The 23,742-nt window shown below is 34.2% G+C and carries 14 protein-coding genes; all 14 read right to left on the bottom strand.

The features are described 5' to 3' along the window. Positions 1-81: 81 nt before the first annotated feature. The 14 genes from ABS916_RS08730 to ABS916_RS08795 all read right to left on the bottom strand — a co-directional run bounded on the left by ABS916_RS08730 (position 82) and on the right by ABS916_RS08795 (position 23,695). Positions 82-2,322: an alpha-galactosidase gene (locus ABS916_RS08730; protein ID WP_350451516.1), complete on the bottom strand. Its 2,241-nt coding sequence runs from the start codon at positions 2,320-2,322 to the stop codon at positions 82-84. A 72-nt stretch (positions 2,323-2,394) separates the two neighbouring features. Further along, positions 2,395-4,422, bottom strand: a complete 2,028-nt coding sequence (locus ABS916_RS08735) for a beta-galactosidase (RefSeq protein WP_350451517.1) — start codon at positions 4,420-4,422, stop codon at positions 2,395-2,397. 74 nt (positions 4,423-4,496) lie between these two features. Beyond that, a complete protein-coding gene (gene yicI, locus ABS916_RS08740; protein WP_350451518.1) occupies positions 4,497-6,809 on the bottom strand; it encodes an alpha-xylosidase in 2,313 nt (770 codons plus the stop codon). After that, positions 6,806-8,296: a glycoside hydrolase family 1 protein gene (locus ABS916_RS08745; RefSeq protein ID WP_350451519.1), complete on the bottom strand. Its 1,491-nt coding sequence runs from the start codon at positions 8,294-8,296 to the stop codon at positions 6,806-6,808. The genes yicI and ABS916_RS08745 overlap by 4 nt, the downstream gene beginning before the upstream one ends. A gap of 43 nt (positions 8,297-8,339) precedes the next feature. Next, positions 8,340-9,281: an ROK family protein gene (locus tag ABS916_RS08750; RefSeq protein WP_350451520.1), complete on the bottom strand. Its 942-nt coding sequence runs from the start codon at positions 9,279-9,281 to the stop codon at positions 8,340-8,342. 103 nt (positions 9,282-9,384) lie between these two features. Beyond that, positions 9,385-11,046, bottom strand: coding sequence for an ABC transporter substrate-binding protein (locus ABS916_RS08755; RefSeq protein WP_350451521.1), 1,662 nt, complete (start codon positions 11,044-11,046; stop codon positions 9,385-9,387). Between the two features lie 28 nt (positions 11,047-11,074). Beyond that, positions 11,075-12,019 carry a carbohydrate ABC transporter permease gene (locus ABS916_RS08760; RefSeq protein ID WP_350451522.1) on the bottom strand — a complete coding sequence of 315 codons (945 nt, stop codon included), beginning with the start codon at positions 12,017-12,019 and terminating at the stop codon, positions 11,075-11,077. Positions 12,020-12,035: 16 nt separating this feature from the next. Beyond that, entirely contained in the window at positions 12,036-12,998 is a 963-nt protein-coding gene (locus ABS916_RS08765) for an ABC transporter permease (protein WP_350451523.1), read from the bottom strand. A gap of 230 nt (positions 12,999-13,228) precedes the next feature. Beyond that, positions 13,229-14,578, bottom strand: a complete 1,350-nt coding sequence (locus ABS916_RS08770; protein ID WP_350451524.1) for a DUF4340 domain-containing protein — start codon at positions 14,576-14,578, stop codon at positions 13,229-13,231. Next, positions 14,575-15,261, bottom strand: coding sequence for a DUF624 domain-containing protein (locus tag ABS916_RS08775; RefSeq protein WP_350451525.1), 687 nt, complete (start codon positions 15,259-15,261; stop codon positions 14,575-14,577). The genes ABS916_RS08770 and ABS916_RS08775 overlap by 4 nt, the downstream gene beginning before the upstream one ends. Then, on the bottom strand, positions 15,258-16,781 hold the full coding sequence (locus ABS916_RS08780) for a response regulator transcription factor (protein WP_350451526.1): 1,524 nt from the start codon (positions 16,779-16,781) through the stop codon (positions 15,258-15,260). Before ABS916_RS08780 ends, ABS916_RS08775 begins: the two co-directional genes overlap by 4 nt. Then, a complete protein-coding gene (locus ABS916_RS08785) occupies positions 16,774-18,606 on the bottom strand; it encodes a cache domain-containing sensor histidine kinase (protein WP_350451527.1) in 1,833 nt (610 codons plus the stop codon). Before ABS916_RS08785 ends, ABS916_RS08780 begins: the two co-directional genes overlap by 8 nt. Before the next feature lie 60 nt (positions 18,607-18,666). After that, positions 18,667-20,949: a glycosyl hydrolase family 95 catalytic domain-containing protein gene (locus tag ABS916_RS08790; RefSeq protein ID WP_350451528.1), complete on the bottom strand. Its 2,283-nt coding sequence runs from the start codon at positions 20,947-20,949 to the stop codon at positions 18,667-18,669. A 22-nt stretch (positions 20,950-20,971) separates the two neighbouring features. Then, on the bottom strand, positions 20,972-23,695 hold the full coding sequence (locus ABS916_RS08795) for a beta-glucosidase (RefSeq protein ID WP_350451529.1): 2,724 nt from the start codon (positions 23,693-23,695) through the stop codon (positions 20,972-20,974). Between the last annotated feature and the right edge of the window lie 47 nt (positions 23,696-23,742).

Below are 23,742 nucleotides of genomic sequence, written 5' to 3' on the forward strand. Positions count from 1 at the left end.
GTCTTAACCAGTATTTCTATTATTTCAGTGACAAACAAAAAAAAAATAACAACTAAGTGTTATTCTTTTTTGTGGTCTCTTTTACTTACTTTTAAGATAAAACACATTGCTTGTAAAGTCTCCAAAACGCTTGAATTTCCAATCAGCTGTTGATTCTTTCGTTTTATCATCTGCAAAAATTAATCCAATAGACATTAAGTCATCACCGTACCGTTTTTGTTGCATAGGTTTTACTTCATATATTTTTTCTGGATCTAAGCCTTGTAATTTTAGTCTTTCGTATGGCTGATTAGGTATAGCTAAGACTTGATAGTATCCGATAATTGCTTCCGTTTGATCTTTAGAGACAACCATCCAAGCTGTATTATTTTCTTCAAAAGGACTTTTCAACCGATAAAAGGTTCCTTGTTGAATTAATTTTCTATGAGTTTTAAAGACTGCAGTATAGTGACGGATGTCTTCTTTCTCCTCAAGGGATAGTTGAGTGATATCTAATTCATATCCAAATGTGCCAAAATAGGCGACTTCTGATCGCATAGCTAATGATGTTACTCGTCCTACTTGATGATTTGGAATAGCTGAAACATGGCTTCCGATACTTGATAAAGGATAAACCATTGACGTACCGTATTGAATTTTCAATCTCTCAACAGCATCTGTATCATCACTTGCCCATGCTTGAGGTGCATAGTAAAGCATTCCCGGATCAAAACGTGCTCCGCCTCCTGCACAAGATTCGAACAAAATAGTAGGATACTTTTCAATTAACTGTTCATATAAGCTGTAGACCCCTAATATATAGCGATGGTAAACTTCGCCTTGACGGTCTGCAGGAAGTGAAACAGAAAAGGCTTCAGAAATATAGCGATTCATATCCCACTTAATGTAATCAATTTGCCCGTCTTTAATAATGGCATCCATTTGATTAAATAAATTATCCACAACCTCAGCACGAGAAAAATCGAGTACATATTGGTTTCTTCCATGAGAAGCATTTTTGCCAGGTATTTGGATGATCCAATCAGGATGAGCTTCATATAAGGTTGTTCCTTTGCTCACCATTTCAGGTTCGAACCATAACCCAAATTTCAATCCTAAATCATGAACTTTTTTCGAGAGTCCTTTTATACCATTTGGCAGTTTAGCTTTATCTTCAAACCAATCGCCTAATGAACTTGTATCATCATCTCGTTTTCCAAACCAACCATCATCTAAGACAAATAACTCCATACCTAACTCAGCACCTGTCTTAGCGATTTCTAAAATCTTTTCTTCATTAAAATCAAAATAGGTTGCTTCCCAGTTATTAATTAAAACCGGTCGCTCTTTATCTCGCCAAAGGCCTCTAGCTAAGCGTGTGCGGTATAAATCATGAAACACTTGACTCATACCATTTAACCCACTATTTGAATAAACCATGATAGCTTCTGGAGTCTGAAAGACTTCCCCTTTTTCTAATTTCCAACTAAATTGAAATGGATTTATACCCATCATTGCTCGAGTGATATGATAAGGATCAACTTCAACTTGAGCTAAAAAATTACCGCTATAAATTAAACTGAATCCATATGCTTCCCCTTGTATTTCAGTAGTAGTCGGTCTGACTAATGCCATAAAAGGATTATGTGCATGACTACTCGCACCTCTTGCACTTGAAACAGATTGTAATCCTGTTTGAAGTGGTTTTCTTTCTAAATGATTTTCTCTTGCCCAAGCTCCATTTAAGTGAATCAACTCATAATCTGCATCAGGAAAATCTACACTTAAACTCATTGCATTTTCTAAGTCTGCACTTTCATCGCCTTTATTTATAAATTGAGCACTTCGAGCAATTGCAGAATAGTTTTTAAATACCGTATAACTTAAACGCAATTCTATTTCTGAATAAGCATCTTTTAAAACAATGATTAAAGTCTCCGCTTCCGTTTCGGATTCGGTATATGTAGCTGGAAGATTTTCTAAAATTGGTTTTCCATGTTTCACTTCATAGGTCACATATTCAAAGTGAGTTATACGATCTCCACCGGTCGATTTTATTTGGTGAGCTGGGTAACGAAAATCTGTTGTTCCAAAACCTGGATACTCTTGTTTAATATGTTCTAAAGATGATGTACTGTCATTTTCATATAAATTGTTTGAAGGTCTTTCCTCTCGTTCAACAAGGTATTCAAATGATTCACGGTGTTTAATTTGTTTTCCAAAATAAAGTTGCTCAAGTTGTTTGGTTTTTCTCTCTACTTTAAAAATATAGCTCATCTGATGATTGCTTAAGTGAAACTCCTTAGTTTGCTCATTAATTTGAATTAACTCAAAATTCCCCATCGATAAAAACCTCTCGTTTCATAATGAAAAAAGGCAGAGGTTTTAAAAACCTCGGCATTTTCTCTCTAATTTTTAGTTGTTTTTCAATAAAATTTTCACATCAAAGGGGTTAAGTTTCATTTCTCTAGTTACTTGATTGCCAGTTAAAAGATCTTTATACCCTTCAAAATCGGTCTCAACCGTCTTATTTTCTTCAGTATGGTTCATTAAAAAGTAAAATTCATTCTCTCCTTTTTTACGACTGGCAATTTCAACACCAGCTGGTAAATGTTCAAATCCTTGAATTCCTTTAGCTTTAAGCAGTTTTCCAATCAATTCATCCAACAGTTTTTGTTCAGGGACTGTTCCAACATACCAAGCTTCTCCTGCTCCAAAATTATTTTTTGTAATGACTGGCATCCCTTTATAAAAGTCTGTGCCGTATTCAGCAACTACTTCCGCACCTTCAGTATGCAGTAAGTCACACACCATTCGACAATCATATTTCTCTTGATTTAATTGGCCTTTTTTCATTACCACTTGGTTTCGTTGTTCTGGAGCTAAAGCGTCGATTTCCTCTACCCAAATTCCCAATACATCTCTTAATGGACCTGGATAGCCTCCCAAATGAACATTATCGCTTTGATCAACAATCCCACTCATAAATGTTGTCACAAATGTACCGCCATTTTCCACATATTGTTCAATTTTTTCTGATATACCTTCTTTAACCATATAAAGTACTGGCGCTAAAATCACATCATATTTTTCGAAGTCTGTATCCATATGGATCATGTCAACTGGCACTTGTTGATTGTAACAAGCATCATAATAGTTTTGGATTTGTTCTACATAACGCAAATCAACAGTTGGCCCGCTAGTGTATTCCAGTGCCCAATAGTTATCCCAATCAAATAAAATCCCTACTTTTGCTGGAGTTTCTGCTCCAATAAGTGCATCTCCTAACTGCTCAAGTTCTTTGCCTAACTCAGCAACTTCACGGAATACTCGTGTATTTTCATGTCCAACATGCTCAATAACTGCGCCATGGAACTTTTCTGTTGCACCTTTTGAACGACGTAATTGGAAAAATTGAATCGTATCAGCACCATGTGCAATTGTTTGATAACTTTGCGCTCTCATTTTTCCAGGACGTTTCAAAGCATTGTATGGTTGCCAATTTTGTTGACTAGGGGTTTGCTCCATCAACATAAAACTTTGCCCATCTTTTAATCCGCGCATTAAATCATGATTCATTGCTGTATGGCTTAGTGGTGTTTGATGACTTGGGTAACTATCCCAAGAAACAAAATCCATTTCTTTAGCCCATTTAAAATAATCTAAACTCTTATATGCACCCATCAAATTAGTGGTAACAGGAGTTTCTTTATCAAATCTACGAATTTCTTGTTTTTCCAGTTTAAAATTATTCAATAAACTGTCTGAATTAAACCGACGATAGTCAATTGAAAGACCCGCAAAAGCAGCAGCTGTATCACTGATTCCGTCTCCTAAATAATTGGGTGGTGTGATATCATCAAAACTATATAATGTATGACCCCAAAAATTCATATTCCATGCTTCATTTACCGCATCTAATGTTTGGTACTTATCCTTTACCCACACTCTAAAAGCCTTCGCACAGTTATCACAGTAACATTCACCACTGTATTCGTTTGAAATATGCCATACTTTGACATTTGGGTGATTGCCATATCGTTCTGCTAACTTGTTTACCAGCTTTTTAGCGAAACCTTGGAAACTTGGACTGTTCGGACAATGATTGTGTCGATGACCATGACGGTGTTTACGTCCTTCAAAATCTACACGATTAACATCTGGATACTGTCTTGCCATCCAAGCTGGCAAAGCAGCTGTAGATGTTCCCAAAATAATGGTATAGTCTTCTTTAGTCAGCATATCAATGATCTCATCTAACTCTGAAAAGTCGTATTCGTTTTCAGAAGGTTGCAACTTTGCCCATGAAAAAACATTGATAGTTGCTGTATTGATGCTAGCTTTTTTAAAAATACGCATATCTTCATCCCAAATATCTCGTGGCCATTGCTCTGGATTATAATCCCCACCATATAGCATGTTGTCAAAAAATTGTTTACCCATTTTATACCTCCAGCAGTTATCTATTAAAGAGAACAAAATTATAGTGTTACCTTATAACTTTGTTCTCTTATTTTTTAAAGTGTAATCTCTACTTTTGCCTTTTCTAAAGCAATAAGTGTTCCTCTATCTGAAGAGTCTTCTTTGCCTCCATTGACAGATTGAACTGAATCAATATTGTGTAACAATGCTTTCACACCATTCGTTCCTTCTGTTGAAACCGTCAAAACATTTCCGGTACGTTCAACAACTACTTTCCCTATTTCTAATCCCAGTTTATCGTATACCCTTGTTTGTGCTGATCTTCCATCAGACAACTCAAAAATATGAACGATAATATCTTTTGCATAATCGTATTCAGCTTGATTATCTACTGAACCTTCAATAATGATACTGTCAGGTCTAACTAGTAATGGTAAGGTCATGTAATCGTGGACTTCATGATACCAGCGTCCACCTTCTAATACTTCGTTTGTTAAGTAATTTGTCCAACGTCCTTCTGGAACATAAAAATCTACTTCACCACGATCATTAAAAATTGGAGCTACAAGTAAATTATCACCCAACATATATTGACGATCCAAGGTTTGTGCAGAGCTATCTTCTGGAAATTCTAGGACCATTGAACGCATCATAGGAATACCTTCTACAGTTGTTTTTACGGCTTGACTCATTAGGTAAGGCATTAAACTTAATTTTAATTTAGTAAACTTGCGTGAAACATCTACCGCTTCTTCGTCATAAACCCAAGGCACTTTGTACTCTTTACTTCCATGGTAACGACTATGAGAAGACAATAAACCGAACTGTGTCCAACGTTTATACAAATCTGGTGTAGAGCCTTCTTCAAATCCAGCAATATCATGGCTCCAGAAACCAAATCCACTCATCCCAAACGACAATCCTGCTCTCAATGATTCCGCCATAGATGGGTAATCAGATGTACAATCTCCACCCCAGTGAACTGGGAATTTTTGCCCCCCTACAGTTGCAGAACGAGCAAATAATACAGCATCATTTTCTTCACGTTTTTCTTTCAACAAATCAAATACGACTTGGTTATACAATTGAGTATAATAATTGTGCATACGATAAGGATCTGATCCATCATAGTAAACAGCATCCACTGGAATTCGCTCACCAAAGTCTGTCTTGAACGAGTCAACTCCCATATCTAATAATGCAGATAACTTGCCTTTGTACCACTCTACTGCTGCAGGATTTGTGAAATCAACAATAGCTAGTCCTGCCTGCCATTTATCCCATTGCCATACATCTCCATTTGGACGCTTAATAAAGTACCCATTTTCCATTCCTTCATCAAACATAGAAGATTTCTGCCCAACATAAGGATTAATCCAGACACAGATTTTCAATCCTTTTTCTTTTAAATTACGCAACATCTTCTCAGGCTCTGGAAACATCTTTTTATCCCATGTAAAATTGACCCACTCATATTCTTCCATCCATAAGCAGTCAAAATGAAATACTTCTAACGGAATATCGCGTTCAATCATGCCATCTACAAAACTATTGACTGTACCCTCATCGTAGTCTGTTAAGAAAGATGTACTTAACCATAATCCAAATGACCAAGCTGGTGGCATTGCAGGTTTACCAGTTAAATCTGTATAGAGACCTAATACTTCCTTCATCGTGTCTCCAGCAATGATGTAGTACTCCATCACTTCACCAGGAACGCTAAATTGTACACGAGAAACTTTTTCGCTGCCGACTTCAAAACTCACTTTTTGAGGAGAATTTACAAAGACCCCATATCCACGATTGCTCATATAAAAAGGAATATTTTTATATGCCTGTTCTGTTCCTGTTCCACCATCTTCATTCCAAATATCAACTGTTTGTCCATTTTTGACAAAAGATGTAAATCGCTCACCTAAACCATAAATCAATTCACCAACATCAATGGTTAATTGCTCACTTATATAGGTTTCGTTTTCGTTACGATCACGAATGTAAGCTTGCCCTCTAGGTTTACTTGCTGTTAAAACTTTGCCATCTTTTTCAAAAGAAATTTCATAAGGGTTTTCTTTTGTAACTACAGCTTGTAAAGCACCACTAGAAAAGGTAACTTGTTGGCCTTTATCTTGAATCGTTACTTCAGGATTTTCTTTTGTTAGTTCAAAATCTGGTCCGTGATTTATTTGCCCTTTATGGTGATACACTTTTACACCAATCACATTTTCGTAAGGTGAAGTCAATTCAACGGTCATCATACCACCGTCTAAGGTTGCTCCTTTATCTGCTATGTAGCGGAATGGAGTGTACAAAGTTAATTTGTCTTCTGTTTGTCTAGTTGTGTAAACATGAGCTGGATAATCTACTTCCAACCCATCTTTTACCATCCAACCACCATTTGTAAATTTCATTTCAGCACCTCTATCTTATTCGTTATATTTTTACCATTTGTTTCTATAATATTTTTGTACCAATAATAGCTCTTCTTTGGTATACGCTGTAGATCTTTTACATCTTGCTCCGTTCTATCAACATATACAAACCCATAACGTTTCTTATAGCCGTTAAGCCAACTTAATAAATCGGTAAAGGACCATGAACAATAACCAATCACTTCTACACCGTCTGTTAATGCTTTTTTCATTTCTAAAATATGTGCATTTAAATAATCAATACGATAATCATCTTCAATTGTTCCTGATTCTGTCAGTTCATCTATAGCACCCAATCCATTTTCAGTAACAAATATCGGTAAATCATAACGAGCATAGACTTCTCGTAATGCTATTCGAAAACCTACTGGATCAATTTCCCATCCCCAATTTGTTTTTTCTAAATAAGGGTTAGAGACAGAATGAAACATAGGAATCTCTGGACTTTGCGATTGTTCTTCTTTTGGTTGCATCAGATAAGGATCTGTTGCTGAAAAAGCTCTTTCTTTATGTTGATTTTCTATCGGCTTTTCCAACTTATTTTCTTGAACTGTTCCTCCATGATAAAAATTAATGCCAAGAAAATCTGGTTTTGCAGATGCTAACAACTCTTCGTCATCTGGTAATATCGTTGGTGCAATTCCATTTTTTTTCAGCTGTTTCAATGTAAAGACTGGATATCGTCCTTTACAATAAACATCTAACCACCAACTATTGTTAAAATCATTGCCGTTCTCTGCTGCCAAAATATCAGCTGGGTTTGAAGTGGCTGGATACATAGGTCCATAACCGAAGCTTGGTCCGATAAGCCCCTTTGGAACTATTTTGTGAAATAGATTAATGACTTCTGCATTTGCTAAGTTCACAACATGATTAGCTTCAAACATTCTTTTTACATCTGAAACATTTGGTGGATGCGTTTCCCAGCGATAACCCATAGCTGTAAAGACGTTTTGTTCATTAAAAGTGACCCAATATTTCACTTTATTTCCCAATCGTTCAAACAATACTTTGCAATACTTTTTAAAACTACCAATAACTTCTCTTGACTCCCAGCCGTTATACTTGTCTTGTAAAGCTTGTGGAATATCCCAATGGTACAGAGTTAAAACAGGTTCAATGCCATAAAGAAGCAATTCATCGACTAAATTTTCGTAAAAGTCAATTCCTGCTTCATTGATTTCTCCTTCACCATCTGGAATGATTCGAGACCAGGCTACGGAAAAGCGATAGGCTTTCAACCCCATTTCAGCCATTAAGCGAACATCTTCTTTATATCGATGATAATGATCTATAGCAATATCTCCATTTGTGTTCTCAAAAGTTTTCCCTGGAATTTTTGAAAAAGTATCCCATACAGATGGCCCTTTCCCATCTTCGTCAAATGCACCTTCTATTTGATAGGCTGCAGAGGCAGAACCCCACAAAAAATTTTCTGGAAACTCTTCTAAGTTTTGGTGATACATGACAGACTCCTTTCTTAACAGCAGTTCAATTAGTTTTAATTTTTTATACAGAACTCTCTAAGGACAGCTTACTTTCTTCAAGCCTTTTTTTTTCTTCTAAAATGCAATATAAGGCTCCAAGAATACCAGCATTGTTTTGATGCTGACAACTATCGATTTCCACTCCAAAATCTATCCAATGGGGATTTTTAGCTAATGCTGTTTGAATCAATGGAATTAGTTTAGGATTCGCACTAATACCACCTCCAACTAAAATTTTTTCTGGGTTCATAAACACGACCATATTGAAAATTCCTGTTGCTAAATAGTCGATCCATCTATTGACTATGTTCATTACGATTGGATCCTTATCCATTTCAACAAGAATTTGTCTAGCATCAATGACTGTTTCATTTGAAATATTTTTTGCTTCTTTATAGAAACGAACCAATGCAGAAGTAGATGCCAACTCATGGAGAGTCGTGTCAGGCTGCTGGCTAAGATCAATGCGCATCATTCCAAATTCACCAGCTTTAAATTGGTGTCCGTAAACCAGATGCTCTTGTACCATCAATGCTCCCCCAATGCCTGTTCCAACAGTAACTAAAAGAACATCTTTATTCGTCATTGCTTTCCCATTAAATTTTTCAGCTAATAAGGCACAATTTGCATCATTTTCAATTGTGACTAAGTAATTTGTTTTTTTATGGAGATCTTTTTTTATATTTTCTTTATATAAGGAATACAAGGCTCCTGCTGTAATCGATGTTCCTTTAGTTGGATCAACGATTCCAGGAAAACTTAACCCGATACCTTCAATGGTGTCTTCAAATTCATATTCTTTTATAATGAGCAGTAAAGAATCAATAAATTCATCTTTACCACCGTGATTAGTCGGAAAATTATTTTGTTGAAGAATCGTACCTTTTTTTGTTACAAGTGCATGTTTAACAGCTGTTCCTCCGACATCAAAACAAATATAACTCATCATTAAACCTCTCTTCATAGCTATTTGCAAAGAAAAGAAAAGTAGCTGCTTCCTAATTGCTTGGTGCATTTCTACTTTTCTTTTTGCTTCACTTATAGGAATAATGTATTCTTTAGTTTATTTAATTTTCGCCCCATAATTCTAAGCGGTCTTTTGTTAATTGCGTCATCTCTTTACTTGCTGCTTCAATATCCATATCTTCTAAACCTTTTTGCATTTCATCCCAAATAGCATCAAATTCTTCTGGTTTTGCTAAAATTGCTTCAGTAATTTTTTGAGTAGTATAATCATCAGCCTTTGTTTGGATAATCGTAACATCACTATCTGATGGAATAACATACTCATATGCTTTACCATGTTTTGGACTACCTAGTTCTTCTGGTGACGGAAATAGATCTACCCATAGTTCTGCTCCATAGCCTTCCAAAGCTTCTTTTTCAGCATCTGTATAATTAGCTTGTATATCTTCTTTTGTGCTGCGGGTAATGCTTTGTCCATTAGAATCAACAGCACCAGTACCCCAACCTGGGAATGGCCAGATATATTGTCCTATTCCTGTTTCAAGAGAATAATTTTGATTTGTACTAGCATTCTTACGATCTTCATCTGTTTGGACGCGTTTATCGTCAACTATTTCATAATTTTCTCCTTCAATACCCCAGTTAACTAATACTTGAGCTTCCTCTGAAGCCATCCAATCTAAGAATTCAAAAGCTTCTTCTTGATTTTCAGAAGTTGAACTGATAGATACCCCAGTAGTTCCTGTAAACCCATAATCTTTCGTACTTTGAGATTCAAGATCTTCATTTAATGTAATCGGAAGAGGAGCCCATAGAGACCAATCCTTGCCTTCAGATTTTAATGCTGCTTCAGCACTTAATACATTCCAATCTTGATCAGCAGTTCCTAAAACTTTTCCGGAAGACAACTTAGAAATGTAAGTATCGTAGGTTTGAGTAAATGATTCTCTATCAAGTAATCCAATATCGTTCATGTGGTTCAACCATTTAAAATATTCTCTTACTTCTGGGAGTTGGAATTTATAAACAGTCTCTGATGTTTCTTCATCAACATGCCATTGTCCATCATCTTGTAATCCTGCTGCAAAAGCCGATGGATTTCCAACAGTGATTAACCAGCGCCAGTCACTTCCTAAAAGAGTTAAAGGAATGAAATCTTGTCCATCTTCAGTTTTAGGATTTTTAGCTATATAATCCGTTAAAGCGTTCTCATAATCTTCCACTGTTTTTATTTCTGGATACCCTAATTCTTTCATAACATTTAATTGCAATTGGAAGGTCCCGCTTGTTTCTAAATAAGTATTTGTCACTCCGCCAGTTCCCACATGATAGATTTGTGGATCGTCTAAACTATTTTTCAAGCGGTCAAGTTGATCGCCGTATAACGCTTTTAGATTTTCTCCCTTTTCTTCAATCATGTCATCCAAAGGAATAACAGCACCCGCATCAATTAGTTTATTTATATCGCCTTTACCAAAAATCATATCTGGATAATCGCCACTAGCGATCATTAAAGGAATAGCTTGTTCATCTCCCCCAACTGGATGAGAAATTTTTAGGTTAACACCAGTTTCTTCAGTAATTTTCTTTGCAACTGGATTTGTAAAAGGATCATCTGTTTGTAAATCTGAACTAAAAAACGTCAGTGTTAAAGCTTCATCTCCATTTTCACTCCCATTATCACTTGCTTCTCCATTACCACAAGCTACTAGTAAAATACTACCTGATAATAATAATGATGTTGCCAACTTTTTAAATTTCATTTTTCCTGTTCCTCCTATAAAATAATTTTTAGCTTTTTACTGCTCCTAAAGTTAAACCCGAAACAAAATATTTTTGCAAGAAAGGATATACAATCAGAATTGGAACGGTAGCAACGATGGTAATTGCCATCTTAATCGATTCAGGTGTTGTCTTTTGTGCAGTCATTTGCTGTCCATTCATCATACTGACATCCGATGCTGACATCGAAGAAGCATTATCCATAATCTTCATTAATTCGTATTGTAATGTGGTAAGGTTTTCATTTGAACGAGCATAGAGATAAGTATCAAACCAATTATTCCATTGACCAACTGCTACAAATAACGCAACTGTAGCTAATACCGGCATACATAACGGCATAATAATTTTTATAAATACTGTAAAATCATTTGCCCCATCAATTCTTGCCGATTCTTCTAATGCATCAGGCAAACCGTCAATAAACGAACGGATAACGATTACATTAAAGGCACTTACTAATCCTGGAATAATATAAACCGCGAAATTATTCACTAAACCTAATTCCTTATTGATTAAAAATGCAGGAATCAGTCCTCCACTTACATACATGGTCAATATTAACATCACACCTAATTGTTTGCGGAAAATAAAGTTTTTACGACTAAGTATATAAGCTAATACAGCACACGCAAAAGTAGAAGCAATCGTTCCTATCACTGTTCTTAATACAGAGTTTCGAAAAGCAGTCAACAAGAGATTATTACTTGAAAAAATCTCCTTATAGTTTTGAAGAGTAAAAGCTCTTGGGTAAATGCTCAATCCTCCTTTTGCTGTATCGGTAGCATCATTCAACGATACTGCCAGTACATTTAAAAACGGATATAGCGTTACCACAATAACCAAAAGCATTAAAAATCCTAAAATTACATCTGGCCAACCAGCTTTGTTCTTATTTTTTTTCTTCTTCTTAGGGGATTCTTTTATTATTTCATCGGTTGTCAGCATTTCCATCTTCAGTTCCTCCTTTCTACATTAAATGTCCTTCTCCTGTTTTTTTAGCAATGCCATTAAATATTAGAATCAGACCAACACTTACAACAGATTTAAATATTCCAATAGCTGTACCAAATGAATACCTAAACATCCCAATACCATAGTCCAATGCGTATTTCTCAATAACCAGTGCTTTATCGGCAACAATATTATTGCCTAACAACATTTGTTTTTCGAATCCAATGTTGATTAGGTTTCCGATATTCATAATCATTAATATTACAATAATGGAACGAATTGAGGGTAAAGTAATATGCCATATTTGTTCGAATCGACTAGCACCATCTACTTGAGCAGCTTCATACATTTCTTGATCAATACTTGTCATAGCAGCTAGATAGATGATAGCATTCCAACCCGTTTCCTTCCAAATATCTGAAACAGTTACAATACCCCAAAATTTATTTGGATCAGACATGAAATTGATTGGCGCATCAATCAAATGAAGGGTCATTAACAATTCATTTATGATTCCAGTTTGTGACATCGCTGTAATGGCAATGTTAGCTACTACTACCCAAGACACAAAATGGGGGAGATAAGAAATAGTTTGTGTAAGTTTTTTAAATTTTGAAAAACGAATCTCATTGAGAGCTATTGCAAAGGTAATTGCAGATAACGTACCAAAAACCAAACCCAACATACCCATGCCCAGCGTATTTTTTAATGCGGTATAAAACATTGGTTCATTAAATAAATCAATAAAGTGTTTAAAACCCACCCACTCTGAACCAAAAAAACCATTTTGTGGTTTATAATTTTGAAAGGCAATAATCCAACCTACTAAAGGGGCATAGGCAAAAATCATTAGCCATATTACAAACGGAAGCGACATAAAAATCAGCATTTTTTGTTCTTTAATTTTTTTCCACGTTATCTTTTTTTTACTGCCTTTTCTTATTTCTTTATCCGTTTTCAACAGCTTTACACTTTCCATTACGAATCCTCCTTCTTCTTTACTTCCTGTCTTTCTTTATATACTTATAATAAATGATAACGTTTTCAATTAATACCTTACTTTTTGAACCTAAGTATAGTAATTTTTAGCTATCTTTTTGTCAGTTCATTTTTCACCCAAAGAAAGACCTCTAAAAATTGAACTTTTCAGCTCTAATTTTTGGAGGTCAGTTCGCCCTATGAATCGATTTTTGATTGAATAGCTATCTTTTAATTGGTTACCTTCTCTAACTCGTTTAAAGCAGTTTGTACAGTTTCTTTTGATGTCTTAAATTCGAAGATACCATTTTTTTCTACGGCGTAGTACTCACTTTCAACTATTGGCATAAATCGAATAATTTCTTTTTCTTCTTTACCATCATTTAAGTAAATGTATGTGATCTTAATTTCATCTTCTTCTGTTGCCGCAGTCTTCTCATCCTCTTTTAGAACGGAATCATACGATAAGCTGGCTAAATATTGATAAGTTTTTCTAAATGTGGTTTCTGGTAATTCTTTCTCAGCCACATAAAAAGTAGATTGAATTGTCGTTTCATCTTTATTGTCAGCTGTTAATTTATGTTTTGCTGTAATTGTTGTTGTTTGATCTTTTTGCTGAACCTCAATAGATTGTATTGCACTAAGAGGCATGATAGATATAAAATTATCTACTATGGTTAATGGGTCAAAAGAAAATTGCTCCATTAAGGGTGCTGGAACTTCATATGTTTGTTGATCACTATTGATTGTTACATAATAATTTTTATTCTCTCCCTCTGTCTCTTTAATAAACAACCTTTCTTCTTGTTTCCCATCTTTCAATATTAAGATCATAGTAGCATCTTCCTCATCTACTAGTTCCTCAACTTTGGTTCCTTTTAAGTTTGTTAATGTATTATAAAAACTTTCCATTTTTTGATATTCCACAGAAAATTCTGTTTGGTAACTTCCTTGTAAAAACCATCCACTAATAAACGGAGACGCTTCAACTGCATTCATACTTGTTTCAGTATTCAAAACGACTGATTGGTCTTTAGAATTAATCTCTATCTCACTTGGATCCTCAACTGCTAACTTGATAGGAGGTTGGATATAAACAAACTCAAATGTTTTTATATCATAAGTAACACTCGAAATTTGGTAATAAACATTTTCATCAGTTAGTTTGACCCAATCTCCTTGTTCATTACTAACAAATTCCAAATTGTGACTATCCGTTTTACTGGTCCAATTAAAAGTCGTATCCGGTTGTTCAAAGAATTCTTCAATTTCTTTCGTTTCTTTAACTGCTGTACCTTGTATAGACATAAGATTTGTAATAAGAGTATCAATACTTGTATTATCTAGATTACTTAATTCTGAAGATTCCCAGCCTGTATCCTTTAATTGCAAGGCTACTTCTTTTTTGTCAGATTCAATGGTTAACGATTGCGCATTGGCAATTGATTCTACTGCTATAGTCAAGGAAGTTTGATTTTCTTTTTGAGTGGTACTTGAACTTTCTTTTGTACATGCTCCAATTAAAAAGACTGAACTGCATAGAAGAATTAAAAACAGAGTGTGTTTACGGTTTATTTTCATAATTGTTCTCCCGTTTCAGATGAATATTTTTTTTTCAAGTCAAATAATGCAGAGTAATTCGTTCTCATTAAAAAGTAAACGACTATGGAAAAAATACCTAATGTAGCTTCACTTGGATACCCATACCAAATAATTGCAAAGGATAAAAGCGTCATCAAACTCAATAGAGCTTTCAAAAAATAGTTTTTAATCATTAAGAGTGAAAAAATGACTAAATTCTTAACCTTCACTTCAAAAGTTGCCAGTATAGCAAATCCATTGATTGTAGCAATCAAAATAAAACACCATGCTATGATACTAATAATGGTCCATATCCTATATCCTTTGCTGATTAAATAAACTATGTCTACAGATAAGATAGTTATGACTGTCAATTGAATAAGCCAATAACGAATCGAAATAAAAAAGTTTTTTTTATAGGATTGGAAAAAATCTTTTGTGGGCTGAATTATTTTTTCTCGATGCAACTTTCCCATTGTATAAAATAAAGCTATCAAACTAGGTCCCATAGGGATAAGAGCAATATAGTATAAAGGAATCGATGAAAAACTGGTAGGAATTGAGAAAAACGTAAGAATAATTAGTATATTACTTATTATGAAATAAATATTGGTCATTAGAAATGCATATAAATACTGCAATCCTTTATACAAAGGCGTTTGGATAATATTTTTTTGGCTCATTTTCTATCACCATTTTCTGCTATTTTCTTCTGGTATTGTTTTGGGCTGACACCCATAATTTTTTTGAATTTTTTATGAAAGTAATCGCTATTTGAGTATCCTACTTTTTCAGCAATTTCATAGACATAATAAGAACCGCTATTTATTAATTTCTTAGCTTGTTCAATACGTACCTTGTCTAAATAATTATGATAGCTTATTTTTTTCTCAGCTCTAAATTTTTTCCCTAAATAAGAGTAACTGTAATTAAAATCTTTTGCTAATTCTGCTAAGTTTAAGTCTTTATGATAATTTTTCTTAGTATATCGTACAATTTCATCAACAATATCTTGCTTTTCATAGGTCTCATAGAAAAATTGGCTAAAATCATAAAAAACTTCATTTAAAAATTCAATTGTTTTAATAATTGAATTTTCTGCAAGAATAACTGAAATAATTTTATTTTTTTCTTGTTCTTTTACTGGCTTTTCCATAATGCTTTCTAAAAATTCAATACAGTATAGAACTAAATTAGCTAAATCAGCCTTCATTTTTTCAACAGACCAATTAGAATATTGATAAAGTTCAGTATATTGTCTTAAAATTTCAGTAATTTTAATTTTTTGTCTTTCTTTGATAGCCTCAGTTAACTTATTTTTCAGCTCATCTCGCGTATTCCTCACACCATCTTTTCCCTCTAATCTTGCTTTGATGATTTCATAGGATAATACCGGTTGTGTGGGAAATAAATATCTTTTTTCTTCTAACTCTATTATCTCTTGATATAATGCTTGCAACTGGTTTATAGAATGACTTTCTTGACTGACAGATAGATAGATTTTACTAGTTAATTGGTTTAACTGTTCTTGAAGTTGATCTTGAAAGTGATCTATTTTTTGATGTTCTTTCTGACACAATAAAATATATAAATAATTTCCATGATTGAATACAAATGACGTATATTCTTCTATTGTTGGAATGGCTGCCTTTAATTGATCTTGACTAATTTTTCTATGGTCATAATGACAACCAATTATTTGATAAGAGTGATAGGATGATAAGCAGTTGATTTCTTCTGAAAATTCGTTATTGAGAATGTAGGCCTTTATTTTTGTAAGTACTGTGTAATCTTTATACTTTTTGGCATTTTCATGTTGTTCTTTTTGTTCATCTAACTGTTTCTTTTCTTGTTTCAACATACGTATCAATTCATCTTCATCAATCGGTTTTAAAAGATAAAATAGCATACCTAATGACATGGCTTCTTGTGCATAGGAAAAGTCAGAATATCCTGAAAGGATAATAAATCTGGATAAAAGATGATCTTTTTTTGCTTCTCTTACCATTTCTATACCAGACATTCCTGGCATTTTGATATCCGTAATAATTAATTCCGGTTTTAATTCATGGATTTTATCTAAACCTATTTTCCCATTTTCTGCCGTTCCAGCTATCGTAAAACCATAGGATTCCCAATCAATGATATACTGTAGCCCTTCACGTACAATTGGCTCATCGTCAACAATCAGAACCTTATACATTTTCCCCTACCCCTTTATCTTTACTTAGTTGTTTAATTGGTAAACAAATAATCACTTTTGTTCCCTCACCCAAAATACTTTCAATATCTAATCCATAATCTTCACCATAAAAATGTTTAATCCGTTGATTCACATTATTGATTCCAATTCGATTGGCTTCTCCTTCAGTTTCTAACATGAGTTTTAATTTCTGAAGTTTTCCTTCTTCAATTCCAATGCCATTATCGATTATATGAATAATCAACTCCTTATTTTTTTCTAAAACGAGGACCTCCACTTTTCCTCCTTCTTCTTTAGATTCAATTCCATGAATAAAGGAATTTTCAACAATAGGTTGAATAATTAAAGGAATGATTTGATAGTCTTCTTGTATTTCTTGAGTTATCATATAGTCGATACGATCCCCAAATCGCAATTTTTGAATTTGTAAGTACATCTCTGTAAAGGATAGTTCTTCACTCAGAGGCTGTTCCTTGAGATTCCCTTCAAGAGCTTTTCTCATCAGCTTACTTAAGATCTTTATGATCACTGCTACTTCTTTATCATTATTATTGAAAGCTTTCATTCGAATCATTTCCAAAGTATTATATAAAAAATGCGGATTGATTTGACTAGCTAGAACTTTGAATTGTGTTTCTTTTTGTTGGATTTCTAAGTTTTTTTCTTGAATGTCATGTTGATAATTTTCTTCTATCAATTGTTTTAAGCTTTGTACTGTTTGATACAAATGATCGTATACTTCTGTAATTTCATCATTCCCTTCAATCTTTTCTGGAATTTCTAGGTTACCGTTTGCCACTTTACTTATAGCCTTGTTGAGTTTAATCACTCTTTCATTAAATTTCCGGATAAATAATCCTAGTAAAATAATTGAGAGAGCAAAAAAAGCGAGTACAACAAGATAAGATAACATGATATCCTTATTAGCTTCCCATACTACCTTTTTAGTAGGGACCATTCCAATGACATTAATCGTTGATTGGTTCGTCTTAGGTATATCTAAACGACGACTATTTATTATAAAATCTTGGCCACTAATTTCTTGCTGTATATTTTCCGTGTCGCTTTTAAATTCTTTATTTACATTACTTATGTGGTAGTTTTGATACATCTCCAATGTATTTACGGTTTGAGGATAATTGAAAAGAAGGTTTTTATTATTTAATGTGATGAAAACAGGATCAGATGAGTCAATTAGAATTTCTTGAAGAACTTCATTATCAAATGCAATAGATAATACTCCTATCAGTTCTTTATCTCTAAAAATTGAACGTGTCAAATTAAAATAAGTTTTTCCGGTAATCGGATCTGCTATTTCTTCCCAACTGATCTGCCCTTTTTTTTGCAGTGATTCCTGATACCAGTCTTTTTTTACTATTTCTGGTTCTGCAAAAAAAATACCATTTGTACTTGTTAAAGTCGGATTATCAACATAAAATCGGATATTCTCAATTTCATCATAATACTTAATGTAATCATCAAACATCTCATAGTCACCATATGCTTGAAAAACTTCAAACGTATCTTGGTACTGATGCGTTACCAATTCTACTAAATCATCATCTTGATAGATCCAGTCTGCAATACGAATAACTGTTGATAAATTTTTCAAGAAAAAAGTTTCGATCCTTTCATTATTGCTTTCAATTTCCTCTATTTTTGTATTGATCATATTTTGGCGAATTTCGGTTGCTAAAAATAATCCAACTAAAATAATGGGTATCATCAAAACTAAAATGTAAGATCCCAATAGTTTTTGTTTAATGGTAACTTTCATTTCTTTTTTTTTTAAAAAATTCCATATTTTTTTTATCCCTTTTTTCATTGCCAACATCCCTATTTATTATATAAACCTAATTTTAAGCGCATACATTTTTAACCAAAACTATTTTTCTTTTCTAGAAATAATGCTTTCAAGTTGATATTGTAAGCCTTTTTTTAATTGTAATTCAATTTTCTTTGTTTTTAAACCTTTTCTTTCAGTAAAAAAGTAATTATCGTTTAAATAGATGATTATTTTACAATCTCTTTGGGCTTCCAACTTTAAAGAAAGTTCGCCACTATGCAAATTCCATTCTAATTCTTCTACCTTGATTTGCCCTGGCAAAAAAACGCCTTTTATCTTACCTTTAGATAACCATGAAGGCAGTGCTTTAAACAACGTAAACTCTGTTTCTGATTCAGGATAGATTAATGCATCATGGTAAATTTTAGGTAAAGCACCATTGGCATCGATATTAAATACTTCTTGCTCATTATAATGCGCTGTTACAAGTGAGTCATACCATGCATGCTTTAAGATAAGTTCATCTAGTGCAGATTCTACAGCTTCCGATCTTTCAAGCGAGATAGCGCACATGGCTGCATGCATCCGACCGTGTGAAGAGCTTGTTTCACCTTCATTATTTAATAACCATGCGGATAGCTTCTTATCAAACGCTTTTTGAGTAGCATTCCAAAGTAACGGAGTGTTTTTCGTGATTTCTTTACTTTGAAATAGCGGATAAAACTGGGAAAAATGTCTATGGTTGTAATTTTCCTCTTTCGTAGGATCTATCCATTCTTTTAATATCCCTTCATCATTAACAGCATATTGCGGTAAAGATACCACTAATTTCTTATAGTTTTCAGGAATTTTTCCTCCTAAAGTTTTGCATGCTTTTGAAAGATTATTAAAAACTTCCTTTATAACAGCAACATCCATTGTGGCATTATTACCCATACCATTTTCTGCAGAATAGGAAGGCTGGATCAGACCTGTTCCGTCTTTTTTATACTGGATAAAATCTTCATAAAATAAAAGCGTTTTTTTATAAAACGGAAGTGCTACTTGCTTTAAAAAATCCTTATCTTGTGTATAATCAAAATATTCTTGGTAAAAGTGAGCTAACCAACCGGCACCACTTGTCCAAAAAACTAAAGGCCATTCTCGATTCCAATGTACATGTTTTGCTGTAGTACTGGCATGAGCTGGCACCAAGTAACCCCTACACCCAAAATACTTCATCGCGTTCTCTTCAAAATCTTTTTCATATTCCTTCATACGAGAAAAAAATCCAGTGTATTTTTCTGATAAGCCCAAACTATTTAATGAAGAGATAGCTAATTGTATATTTGTATCCATTGTATAGTCTCCACTCCATGCAGGAGAAAAGTCTCCACCCCATATTCCTTGTAAATTTGGCATAGCTTCACCTATAGATGAATGAATAACATAGCGACTGGCATCATACAATTTCTCATATAAAACTAGTGGAACTTGATTGGTTCGTTTCATTTCTTCTACTATGGATTCTAGACTTCTTGAACGCTCTTCATCGGTTGTTAATTGAAGCGATGATTGATCATACTTCTTTTTATGATCTGTTATATGCTCTTCCAAAATAGATTTGAAATTCTTTGTCGCTAAAATTTCTTCCTCTTCGTTCCAAAAGATTCGTATAATGAATTCAACTTTCTTAATTTGTTTAAAATGCAACCCTTTATCGTTACTTGAAGCCATACTGTTTGACCATTCTAGAACGGTTGTGTAAAAACTATCATCCTGGTATCTATTTTTTTGTATAGCAGTTGTTGGTGAATACTTGACCGTTTGGTTTAACCGTTCATTTTGGAAATTCTCTAACGACAAGGTTAAGTCGAATGGCTGGTCGGATTCAATTGAGAATACTAATACATTTTCTTTTTCAGAAGAAAACAATTGCTTTTCATACCATCGTTCACTACTATCTTGGTGTATTTCGGTGACCAGCCCTTTTTGGTAATCTAACTGTCTGACATACGAATTCTTTTTGACGGTTGTATTGTCTAATGCCAAATTCAATTGAAAAGCAGGATGATATCGATCGCTCATTGTAAGACCAGCATAGTCTTTTTCGATTGCTTTTTCTTCAAAAAAATCGATTCCTGCTTGGTAACTATCAGAAGAAATGATTTTTCTTAATTCTGGAAGATGACTTGCTATATCTGGTAAATGTTCCATGTCATTTTCCTTTAAAAATAATCGATGGTGGTTTCCAATCAGTGTTCCTGAAGAAGGTTCACCAAACAACACTCCTCCTATTGTTCCATTTCCTACAACATATCCATTTTCCCACTGTTTAGCATTTTTAGTGCTCCAGATACCATGTATAGGAACTGAATCAGATAATCCTTTTATTTTCTCCATTATTGATCACTTCTCCTCAATTTTATTCACTACTTTCCTGAATCGTTTGCAATCCAATAGCTGATGATGCACAAATATATAAAAAATATTTAGTATGATTTTGGACTGCTATGGTTAGCTGTCCGCTATCTTCTGCTTTAAATTTTTGGCTTCCAATTTTAACTTTTCTTTCTTTATCGGCATAAATTGAAAGTTGACCTTCATTTTGTGCACTATAGTGAATCCTCAACTTAGCAGGATTTTGTTCAAATAAGACATTTTTGAAGGCTATCCAGCCATCCACTTTTATCATAAGAATTTTTTCTCTAGCTGAATTCACTGTAATAAACGCTTTATGGTAATCATCATATCTTTCCGCATGCACCGGTTCTTTAAAGGATCTATCTGTTCTTACTTCTCCTTTAGCTTTAAACGAAAGAACATGTTGTTGATCCATTGAAGAAAAACCTACTTGTAAGACGCCGTTAGCTGTGGGGTAAACCCATTGATTCCATGCAACATCCCAAAAGCATAAATCTTCTGGTTGGATCATCAAGATAACTGTCTTACTTTCATTTGCCTCTAACTTAATTTTTTTGAAAGACACTAGTTGTTTTTTAGGAAGCTTAATTTGTTGCTTTGGCGCAAGTTTAACATAGCATTGCACCGTTTCAGTCACCTTGTAATCAGATGAGTTTGACAGAGTTAATGTTAGTTTTACTGGTTCTTTTTTTGTCCATTCTACTGATGAGAGCTCTGCTGATTGGATTGTCAGCTTTCCGTAGGTTAAACCATACCCAAACGGAAACAGTGTCTTTTGATGCGTATACCGATAGGTTCGCTCCCCTTTAATAACATCATAATCTGTGATCGCCGGCAAAGCATTTATATCTTCGTACCAAGATTGTGACAACTTGCCTGTTGGAGCAGCATCTTGGTACAAAATATCAGCAATAGTATTTCCTAGTTCTTGTGAACCATGAGTGGTAAATAATATCGCTGGAATATGTTTTTTCAACCAAGTCATTTCAAAAGGGTAGCTGCCAACTATGATCAACACAATAGCAGGATTCACTTCATATACTCTTTGAACCAATTCAAGTTGTTGATCTGGAATTTCGGTGCCTGCTCGATCTATCGTTTCTTTACCGTTCAGCATAGGATGATTTCCTATAGCAATAACACAGACATCAACTTCCTTCGCCTTTTCCACTGCACTATCGATTGCATCGTAGGTTTCAATAAATGCTATACTTTGAGAATTTTCCGCAACTCCGATGTATTCATTATTAATTAGTCCAACTGGTTGGAAGTCCCAAGTCTGCCAGTTGGTTTCATCTGTGCTGATCCAGTTTTCTTTTATAAACCAATCATGCAAGTCTGTTTTACTGAGAACGTAACAATTATCCTCCTCAACATACGTTAGGTAACGACCAGATTCTTTTTCTTTAAAGACATGTGAACCATACCCCCAACGTTCTAATGAAAAACTTGTTCCAATGGATTTAACTTTTAAAGTTTCATCCTCTATACCAAGCGGCTTTTGTCCAATTCTAAGCTCCCCTTCATTATGTGGTCTCACATAGGAGATTTTGTGATTTTCAATTTTATTTTCTAATCCTTCTTTTATCGTAGACTCATGTGGTGGAAATCCTCCATACCAATCTCTTAAAAAGACTTCAGATAAAGGACCTGTAACAAGTAATTTTTGATCCTTATTTAATGGCAGTAGACCATTATTTTTTAAGAGAACTACTTGTTCTGCTGTAACTCTTTTAACTAGCTGGTTATGTTCTTCTCCTGCTAGTAGATGCATATTTACATCGTCGTATTCAAAATGCTCAGAGAAATGTCCCAATTTTGTGCGAACAATTAGTATTCTTTCTATTGCTTTTGTGATGTCTTGCTCACTGATCAGACCTGTATGTAAAGCTTTTTTTGCAGCCGATTCTATTAATTTCTTATCGTCTACAAAACAATCGATTCCTTTATTCAACGCATCAGCTAACGCTTCTGCATATGTATCGTAATAATGATATTCATCTACATTTAGTGATAAGGCTCCCCCATCACTTACAATGAATCCGTTCATCTTCCATTTATCCCTTACTACTTCTTCAATTTCTTCCAATTGCATACCTGGAACACCATTCACACCATTATAAGCTGTCATCATAGATTGAGCCCTTGCTTTTGTAAACACTGGTTCAAAAGCTTTCAAATAATATTCTTGACGATTTCTAGGATCAATGCTGTTGGATGAACTTTCTCTCAACCATTCATTGTTATTCCCATAGAAGTGTTTAGGCGCGGCTGCTAAACGGATACTGTCTTCTTTTTCTCCTTGCATTCCTTGAATGAGTCCTACGCTTAATCGACCGGTTAAATAGGGATCTTCTCCGTATGCTTCTTCATTTCTTCCCCAACGTGGATCTCGTTCCATATCAATTGTTGGTGCCCATAAGGTTAACCAAGATTTTTTACCTGACTGCAAATATAAAATTCGAGCCTCATTTCCGATTGCAGTTCCCACTTCTTTCAATAATTCAGGATTCCAAGTTTGAGATAGTCCTAGTGGTTGAGGAAAAGAGGTTGTTTTTATTCCTTCACGGCTTACAACACCATGTGCTGCTTCGCCACCAATTTGATATTCTTGGATTCCTAATCGTTCAACGGCGCTTTGTGTAGTCGAAAGTAGACCTATTTTTTCATCAATAGTCATATTCCTCAACTTTTCTTCTACTATCTGCTTTATCGTTGGCATCATTTTTCTCCTCTCTATTTTTATATTTTTCTGTTGGATAATAAAAAACT

It is taken from the genome of Carnobacterium sp., assembly GCF_040274945.1.
In the GTDB taxonomy this organism is placed as follows: Bacteria; Bacillota; Bacilli; order Lactobacillales; family Carnobacteriaceae; genus Carnobacterium_B.